Below are 7,341 nucleotides of genomic sequence, written 5' to 3'. Positions count from 1 at the left end.
CTGCGAATGGAAGACGTCGATGCCGGGGCCGGCGGGCCCGAGCCCCTGCGAGGGACGGAAGCCGTAGACATTGTTGTAGGCCGCCGGATTGCGCAGCGAGCCGCCGAAGTCGCTGCCGTCGGCGACCGGCAGCATGTTGAGCGCCAGTGCCACCGCCGCGCCGCCGCTCGAGCCGCCGGCGGTCAGCGCCGGGTCGAAGGCGTTGAGCGTCGGCCCGAAGACCGGATTGTACGTGTTGGAGCCAAGGCCGAATTCCGGAACATTGGTCTTGCCGATGATGATGGCGCCGGCCTTGCGGATGCGCTCGACGAAGAAGTCGTCCGTTTCAGGGATGAAATCGGCGAAGATCGGCGAGCCGAAGGTGGTCCTCAGCCCCTTGGTCAGGGCGAGGTCCTTGATGGCGATCGGCAGGCCGAACAGCGATCCGGCCTCGCCGCCGCGGGCCAGATGAGCATCGGCGTTGTCGGCTTCGGCCAGGATGTCGGCGCGCTCGCGCAGCGAGACGATAGCGTTGACCAGCGGGTTGACGGCCTCGATGCGGTCAAGGGAAGCGCTGACGACTTCACGCACCGACAATTGCCCTTGCCTGATCCTGTCGGCGAGCTCGACGGCGGAGAGGCGACAGATATCGCCGGCCGCCGGCAGGGCATGCTTGGTGACGGGCCGCATGCTTAACGCGTTCCCGCCAGGGCAGCGTCGACATCCTTGGCCAGTGGGATCGCCGGCTGCGCGCCTGGCTTCAGGCAGGCAAGCGAGCCGGCCGCGGCGGCGCGGGTGATCGCATCCCCAAGCGACAAGCCGGACGACAGGCCGGCGCCGAAATAGCCGCAAAAAGTGTCGCCGGCGCCGACGGTGTCGACCGGCGTGATCTTTAGCGCCTGGATTGTGAGGAAATCGTCCGGCGTTGCGGCCAGCACGCCGTCGCCGCCGAGCGTGACGACGATGGCGCGGCCGGTCTTTTGGGCGTAGTCGCGCATGCGGGCGGGGCGGTCGCGCCCGGAAAGCGACAGCGCTTCGCCGTAGAGATCGAATTCGGTCTCGTTGGCGACGGCATAGTCGGCCTTGCCGAGGAAGCCGGCGGCTTCGGCCCGGAAAGGCGCGGTGTTGAGCACGCTGACGGCGCCCGCCGCGCGCGCCGCGTCGAGCGCGGCCTCGACCGTCTGCAGCGGGATCTCGTGCTGCAGGAGCACGACATCGCCCTTTTTGAGATAGGCCTTGGTGACATCGCCCGGCACCACCGAATCATTGGCGCCCGGCACGACGGCGATGACGTTCTCGCCGTCGGCGCCGACCAGGATCAGCGCCGTGCCGGTGGAGGCGAAGCTTTGGCCGACACCGGAGAGATCGACATTGCCGGCCTTGAGCAAAGCGAGCGCTTCGGGGGCAAAGCTATCCTTGCCGACCGCGCCAACCATGCGCACCTGGGCTCCCGCGCGCGCCGCGGCCAGCGCCTGGTTGGCGCCCTTGCCGCCGGGGGCGGTGGCAAAGCTCGAGCCGCGCACCGTCTCGCCGGGTTCCGGCAGGCGGTCGACATTGGCAATGAGATCGAGGTTGATCGAGCCGACAACGATAATCACAAAAACTGCCTCCCGTTGAAGCGGCCCGGCCCTTGCTTGAAAGGCGGACCTGCTCCAAGATTCTGCTTTTCGCAATTCCTGGGAAATGGGCGGCGAAGCGCTCATCGCGGAATTGCGTGCTGGGGGCGAAGCTAGCCGCAAAGACCGCCGGTTGCCAGATCATGCCGGTTGCGCGGGCTCTTGGCCCACAGGCATCATTCGCAGCGCACCGTCACCGTGCCTTGATAGTTGCCTGCCGGGAAGATGCCGGGCGACTTCGTGGCGGTGAGATCGACCTGGATGGTGTGGGTGCCGTTGGTCACCCGCTGCGGCGAGCTGCCCGGTATGTCCACGCCCGAGCCGTCGAGGCGGAAGACGGAGGCGAACGAGACATTGGTGTCGCCGCCGCTCGGTGCCGAGGTAAAGGCGATCGGCGCCGGCGCGGAAACGGTATAGCAGTCCAGCAGGTTTAGGATGGAACACAGCGTCGAGTTCGCTGTGATGGTGGCGCCGGCGCTCGACCCGCCTGCCTGCTTTGAGCCGAAGATGTTGATGGCGGGGTTCGATTTCATCGTCCCCGAGGCGCCGATCATGATCGTGCAGGTGCCGATGATCGCCGCCTGCGCCGGAAGGCAGAGACCGGCAAGCGCCGCCAGCGCTAACAGCGCGCTTCTATTTCCGCTTCTTCTTCTCATTGCTGGTCGTGCCTCTGATGGTCCAGCCTTCATTGGCCCATCCCGCTGATTTGACTTGAGCCACGTTGGCTTGGACCCCGTTGGCTTGCGCCGCGCCGGCTTGCGCCGCGCTGGCTTGGGACGCAGCGTCCTGGGGCGGCGAGGCGGGCACACTTCCCGTCGTCTGGCCGTCGGCGCCGAGGCCCATTTTGAGCAGCTTCAATTCCAACTGCAGGCGCTCGACTTCCAACTCGTAGAGGCGGCTGCAATCGACGCGTTTGGGCGTCCGCCCGATCGGGATCACCACGCGGCCATAGGTGGCGATGTCGCTGTTGGTCTGGTTGCTTGAGTTGTTGCCGCGGATGACGCCGAGGTCGAGATAGGCGCCGCTGCCGGAAACGGCTGAGCGGCAGGTCGTGCCGTCGCTGGCATGAACCTCGTCCTGGCCCTGGGGCAAGGTGACGCCGGGCAGGCTGAAACCGGTCTGGTTCTGATTCAGGTTCAGGATATCCTCGGCAAGTCCCCGACCGACGACAGCCAGGGCGGGCAGCAAGGACAAGGTCAGAACCTGCGATGCCCGAAGAACTTTCCGCATATCTGTGCCCTTATCTGGGTCTGCTCGCTTGGAAAGGGGATACTCTCGGTACAGATACGCACTTTACGCTCGTTCGCGCCGTCGAACGGGACGACCACCAGGACCGGGCGCGACGCTTGGCCGGCCAGAAGGAACGCGCTCGGCGTGATCCTGGCCGCGACAGGCTGGAAATCCTGGTCGTAGACATGGACCTCGACGCGGATGCGCTGGTTGTACGGGTTGCCCGGAAAGACACGGACAGCAAAGGCATCGGTGAAGGATCGCACCTCGCCCCGCATCGGCGTCATCGACTGGCCGGTCGCCGCTACGGGAGGCAGCGCGGCGATCAGGCCCGCCGCCAGGATTGCAATTCTTCTCAATGCGATTCTTCTCAAGGACCGCTCCTTTCGCGTGAGGACTATTCGCAGCGCAGCGTCACCGTTGCTTGATAGTTGCCGGCGGAGAACCGGTTCGTGCCGCTCTTGGTGCCGGCGAGATTGACCGCGACCGTCGATGTGCCCGGCACCGTCAGCGCGGTCGCGGTGCCGGTTTCGGCAATCGTCTGCGCGCCTGAAGTGGCGAAGGTCGGAGTCCATGTCGTCGCCGTCGTGTCCGAGGCCGGCACGGTGGTCGTTGTCACCGGGTCCACGCTGAGCGAGACCCCGCCCGTCGTATCGACCTGAGCGCTGCCTGCCGAGCCGCCGGCATTGTGCGAGCTCAGCGACTGAAGATTGCTGCTCACGGTCATCGTGCCGTTGGAGTTGATCGTGATGGTGCAGGTCGCGGTGATCGTGCCGTTGAAAAGCACGTTTCCGGTAGCGGCCGATGCCGTCTGGCAGGCGCAGGCGGCCAGCAGGCCTGCTGCCATTGCGGCCCGAGCGATTTTCATTGAGATCCCTCCTTCGAGCCGGATGGTGCCGGCTCAACGTCGGGTCATCTTCCCTTTATCGTGGTTAATTTAGCGTTAAGTGAAATAACGCGGGGAAGCAACTTACAAGAAAACCGGCTGTAACCATAGGTTGTCTCCGGTTGCATTTCGCAGATGAATCGATCAATTATTTAGGATGTACCGATTTATATTACGATACGCGGTTTTTTCGCAATGGCATGCGAAAAAATCGAATGTTTCAGGACGTCACTTGTCCCGCTTCCCAACCGAGGATGGCGCGTTTGCGCGTCAGACCCCAGTGATAGCCGGTGAGCGCGCCGGACTTGCCCAGCGCCCGATGGCAAGGCACCACGAAGGACATCGGGTTTGCGCCTACCGCCGCACCGACGGCCCGGCTGGCGCTTGGCGCGCCGATGCTCGCCGCGATCGAGGAATAGGTGCAGGCCCTGCCCATCGGGATGCGCAGCAAGGCTTCCCAGACGCGCAGCTGGAAATCGGTGCCGATCATCACCACGCGCAGCGGCTGGTCGGCGCGCCAGTTGGTCGGGTCGAAGACCCGCGCGGCGTAAGCCTGGGTGGCCGACATGTCCTCGACATAAGTCGCGTTCGGCCAGCGGCCGGACATGTCGGCGAAGGCAGCCCGCTCGCCGCCGGCATCGCAGAAGGCGAGGCCGGCGAGGCCGCGGTCAGTGACCATGATCAGCGCGATGCCGAAAGGCGAGATGTGATAACCGTAGCGGATGGTGAGGCCCGCGCCCCGCGTCTTGTAGTCGCCGGGCGACATCGCCTCATGGGTGACGAAGAGGTCGTGCAGCCGGCCGGGGCCGGACATGCCGAGCTCGAACGAGGTCTCCAGCAGCGGCATGCCGGAATCGAGCAGCCTGCGCGCGTGGTCGAGCGTCACCGCCTGCAGAAAGGCTTTCGGTGACAGGCCGGCCCAGCGGGTGAACAGCTTCTGCAGGCCGGTCGGCGTCTCGCCGACTTCCTCGGCCAGCACCTCCAGCGAGGGCTGGTCGCGATAGTCGAGGCTGATCTTCTCGATGGCGCGGCGCACGACATCATAGTCGCTGCCTTCCGGGGTGATATCGTTCTCAAGGATCGCGATCGGCTTCATCTGCGTATTCATGGTCATCTGCGCGTTCATGGCAATGTCTCCTTGGCCGCGAATATCGGTCTTCCAGAGCTTTGCAACCACCCGAAACTTGCCTTCCTGACGCAGGCACCCAGACCATCCTAGAAACCGGAACAAGGGGCGCTGGGCTGGTCCGCATGCTTGTTCGTCGGCCTCTGGAGGCATGTCCCCGCCATGCGCAAGGTCGGCAGGCTGCTGCGCTACCGCTTCTGATTTGCTTGACTTGCTCGGAGCATGATCTTGTCCGAACCGCAGCTCAGCGAAAGCAAAACCGGCGTCCACTTTTCGCTGACGCGGACTTCGGTTCGGGATCATGCTCAGCGCGTCTTGGCGGTCGCCAGCGCGCGCGAAAAGGCGGTGGCGAAGCTTTCGCGGTCGTCGGGATTGAGGAAGCCGCCGATCGCCACGCTCTTGCCCTGCGCTTCGACGGCCATCCTGGTGATGCCGATTTCGCTGTGGCGGGCGATCGAGAACCGCGTCCAGAACGGGTTGAAATGATGCGCCTCCGAGCGTCCGGAAGGTGCTGTCTTGCGGATGTCGAGGCTGGTGCGCGATACCGAGATTTCCTCGCGGGCGCGCGCGGCGCGATAGTTGGCGCGGAAAGCGATATAGACGGCGATCACATCGAGGCCGAAGAAGCCGAACACCGGCCAGGCGCCATGCGCCAGGAAAAAGGCGCCGGTGACCGCCCAGCCGAAGACAAGCGCCCCCATCAGGATCAGGAAACCGGTGCGGCCGAGCGAGCGGTGCGGCGTCAGCAGGGCCTGGAAAAATGGCTGGTCGGCTTCGAATGACGCGTTTGTGTCGCTCATGAGGGGATATTATAGGAAGGGACATGGCGCCTCCCAAGTCCAAAAAATCCATCGCTGTCAAAAAGCCTCAACCCGCCCCTGCCGGCGGCGGCCCGGCGGCTGGTACACGGCCGCGAAAAGCGGCTTCCCGGTCGCTCTACAGTGCCGCCGAGGTGCATGAGATCTTCAGGCGCTTTTCCGTGCAGCGGCCTGAGCCGAAAGGCGAGCTCGACTATGTCAACGCCTTCACCCTGCTGGTCGCGGTGGTGCTGTCAGCGCAGGCAACCGACGCGGGCGTCAACAAGGCGACCAAGGCATTGTTCGCGGCTGCCGACACGCCAGCCAGGATGCTGGCGCTGGGCGAGGCCAAGGTCGGCGACTACATCCGCACGATAGGGCTGTGGCGGAACAAAGCGAAGAACGTGATCGCGCTGTCGAAGGCGCTGATCGATGATTATGCGGGCCAGGTGCCGCAGGATCGAGACGAGCTGGTGAAGCTGCCGGGCGTCGGGCGCAAGACCGCCAATGTCGTGCTCAACGTCGCCTTCGGCCAGCACACGATGGCGGTCGACACGCATATCTTCCGCATCGGCAATCGGATTGGGCTGGCTCCCGGCAAGACGCCGGAACAGGTCGAGCAGGGGCTGCTCAAGGTCATCCCGGCCGAGTTCATGCGACATGCGCATCACTGGCTGATCCTGCATGGCCGCTATGTCTGCAAGGCGCGCAAGCCCGATTGCCCGGCCTGCGTGATCGCCGATATCTGCAAGTCGAAGGAAAAGACCACCGACATTCCGGCGCCGCTGATGCCGATCGCGCCGCTGGATGAGACGTTTGCGGCCGAGGCCTAAAGCGCGTCGCGATCTTTCAGTCTCGCTCCATGCGCTTTAGGTTTTTTATTTTGCGCATGTCTTTACCCCGAAACCGGTAACCACTTTCGGGAGACATGCTTTAGAGCGGGTCTGGCTCTAATAGCCGTAGCCGCGCGCCATGGCCGCGGCAAAGACCGGAATGAGCAGGAAGATGAAGCCTTCGGCGCGGACATAGTTCTTCACCGAGGCCAGTTCCGCCGCCGGCACGGCGAAAGACGGATTGCCGTTCGCCTGCCTGTTCCAGGAGAGGAAGCGCGTGGTCGGCACGATCGACAGCAGGCCGACGATGGCGAAGGCCGCCATCTTTGCCCAGAACACCCAATTGTAGACATAGAATTCCCAACCCTTCAGGCCGAAGAACACCCGGCAGATGCCGACGATGATGATCAGCGCGGCGATGATGCCGTAATGGCGGTCGATGCCGGCAAGGCGCTTCAGCGTCGCCGCACCCAGATCGTCGCGCACCAGCACGAACTCGGCCCCGATGATGCCGGCCAGCGAGAACACCAGCAGGTGATGGAGAATAGCCAATACAAGGTCAGTGGTGTCCATGTTCTTCCCTGCGCCTGGCGGCCGCGACGCGGCTGGATACCGTGTCAGAAGAGTAGCATCATCGGTCAAGATTCCCAGACGGCGAAATCGTTGCGCTGGAGGATGATCCCGGCCAACCCTGGCCCTTGCCGGGGGACGCCGGTTTGCTAGAGCAATTCCAGGAAAGTGTGAGCGGTTTTCCGTCCGGAATTTCGTGAAAACAAAGAGTTAGTGTGTTTCACCATTTCGCGAAACGGTGAAACACACTAACCGCTGCCGTCTCAACGAGAGGAGTGCCATGAGCATCAAGACGGAAGCTGGC

At 64.0% G+C, this 7,341-nt stretch carries 10 protein-coding genes; 1 reads left to right on the top strand and 9 read right to left on the bottom strand.

Going from position 1 to position 7,341, the window contains the following annotated elements; genetic code table 11:
* The 8 genes from EOA27_RS14665 to EOA27_RS14625 all read right to left on the bottom strand — a co-directional run.
* A partial coding sequence (locus EOA27_RS14665; RefSeq protein WP_245491093.1) for an amidase family protein occupies positions 1-669 on the bottom strand: 669 nt, incomplete at its 3' end.
* A gap of 2 nt (positions 670-671) precedes the next feature.
* Positions 672-1,577, bottom strand: a complete 906-nt coding sequence (locus EOA27_RS14660; RefSeq protein WP_126081198.1) for a ribokinase — start codon at positions 1,575-1,577, stop codon at positions 672-674.
* A 194-nt stretch (positions 1,578-1,771) separates the two neighbouring features.
* A complete protein-coding gene (locus EOA27_RS14655; protein ID WP_189343067.1) occupies positions 1,772-2,251 on the bottom strand; it encodes a hypothetical protein in 480 nt (159 codons plus the stop codon).
* Positions 2,229-2,825: a hypothetical protein gene (locus tag EOA27_RS14650; protein ID WP_126081200.1), complete on the bottom strand. Its 597-nt coding sequence runs from the start codon at positions 2,823-2,825 to the stop codon at positions 2,229-2,231. Before EOA27_RS14650 ends, EOA27_RS14655 begins: the two co-directional genes overlap by 23 nt.
* Positions 2,792-3,184, bottom strand: a complete 393-nt coding sequence (locus tag EOA27_RS14645) for a hypothetical protein (protein WP_126081201.1) — start codon at positions 3,182-3,184, stop codon at positions 2,792-2,794. The genes EOA27_RS14650 and EOA27_RS14645 overlap by 34 nt, the downstream gene beginning before the upstream one ends.
* 38 nt (positions 3,185-3,222) lie before the next feature.
* Positions 3,223-3,693: a hypothetical protein gene (locus EOA27_RS14640; protein ID WP_126081202.1), complete on the bottom strand. Its 471-nt coding sequence runs from the start codon at positions 3,691-3,693 to the stop codon at positions 3,223-3,225.
* A 238-nt stretch (positions 3,694-3,931) separates the two neighbouring features.
* On the bottom strand, positions 3,932-4,837 hold the full coding sequence (locus EOA27_RS14635) for a methylated-DNA--[protein]-cysteine S-methyltransferase (protein ID WP_126081203.1): 906 nt from the start codon (positions 4,835-4,837) through the stop codon (positions 3,932-3,934).
* A 305-nt stretch (positions 4,838-5,142) separates the two neighbouring features.
* The gene (locus EOA27_RS14625; protein WP_126081204.1) at positions 5,143-5,637 is read right to left on the bottom strand and encodes a DUF2244 domain-containing protein; all 495 of its coding nucleotides are present in this window, start codon (positions 5,635-5,637) and stop codon (positions 5,143-5,145) included.
* Positions 5,638-5,660: 23 nt separating this feature from the next.
* Here EOA27_RS14625 and nth point away from each other — a divergent pair, with 23 nt between their 5' ends.
* Positions 5,661-6,467 carry an endonuclease III gene (gene nth / locus EOA27_RS14620; RefSeq protein ID WP_126081205.1) on the top strand — a complete coding sequence of 269 codons (807 nt, stop codon included), beginning with the start codon at positions 5,661-5,663 and terminating at the stop codon, positions 6,465-6,467.
* A 117-nt stretch (positions 6,468-6,584) separates the two neighbouring features.
* Here the strand turns inward: nth and EOA27_RS14615 are convergent, their stop codons facing one another.
* On the bottom strand, positions 6,585-7,040 hold the full coding sequence (locus EOA27_RS14615; protein ID WP_126081206.1) for a DUF2214 family protein: 456 nt from the start codon (positions 7,038-7,040) through the stop codon (positions 6,585-6,587).
* Positions 7,041-7,341: the final 301 nt, after the last annotated feature.

Source organism: Mesorhizobium sp. M2A.F.Ca.ET.037.01.1.1, from assembly GCF_003998075.1.
Lineage (GTDB): Bacteria > Pseudomonadota > Alphaproteobacteria > Rhizobiales > Rhizobiaceae > Mesorhizobium.
This window is presented reverse-complemented; position numbering and strand designations above follow the sequence as displayed.

Excerpts from the sequence above, each read along its gene's own strand:
- EOA27_RS14615 (WP_126081206.1), bottom strand. The coding sequence starts at position 7,040 with ATGGACACCACTGACCTTGTATTGGCTATTCTCCATCACCTGCTGGTG.
- EOA27_RS14640 (WP_126081202.1), bottom strand. The coding sequence starts at position 3,693 with ATGAAAATCGCTCGGGCCGCAATGGCAGCAGGCCTGCTGGCCGCCTGC.
- EOA27_RS14635 (WP_126081203.1), bottom strand. The coding sequence starts at position 4,837 with ATGAACGCGCAGATGACCATGAATACGCAGATGAAGCCGATCGCGATC.
- EOA27_RS14650 (WP_126081200.1), bottom strand. The coding sequence starts at position 2,825 with ATGCGGAAAGTTCTTCGGGCATCGCAGGTTCTGACCTTGTCCTTGCTG.
- nth (WP_126081205.1), top strand. The coding sequence starts at position 5,661 with ATGGCGCCTCCCAAGTCCAAAAAATCCATCGCTGTCAAAAAGCCTCAA.
- EOA27_RS14625 (WP_126081204.1), bottom strand. The coding sequence starts at position 5,637 with ATGAGCGACACAAACGCGTCATTCGAAGCCGACCAGCCATTTTTCCAG.
- EOA27_RS14655 (WP_189343067.1), bottom strand. The coding sequence starts at position 2,251 with ATGAGAAGAAGAAGCGGAAATAGAAGCGCGCTGTTAGCGCTGGCGGCG.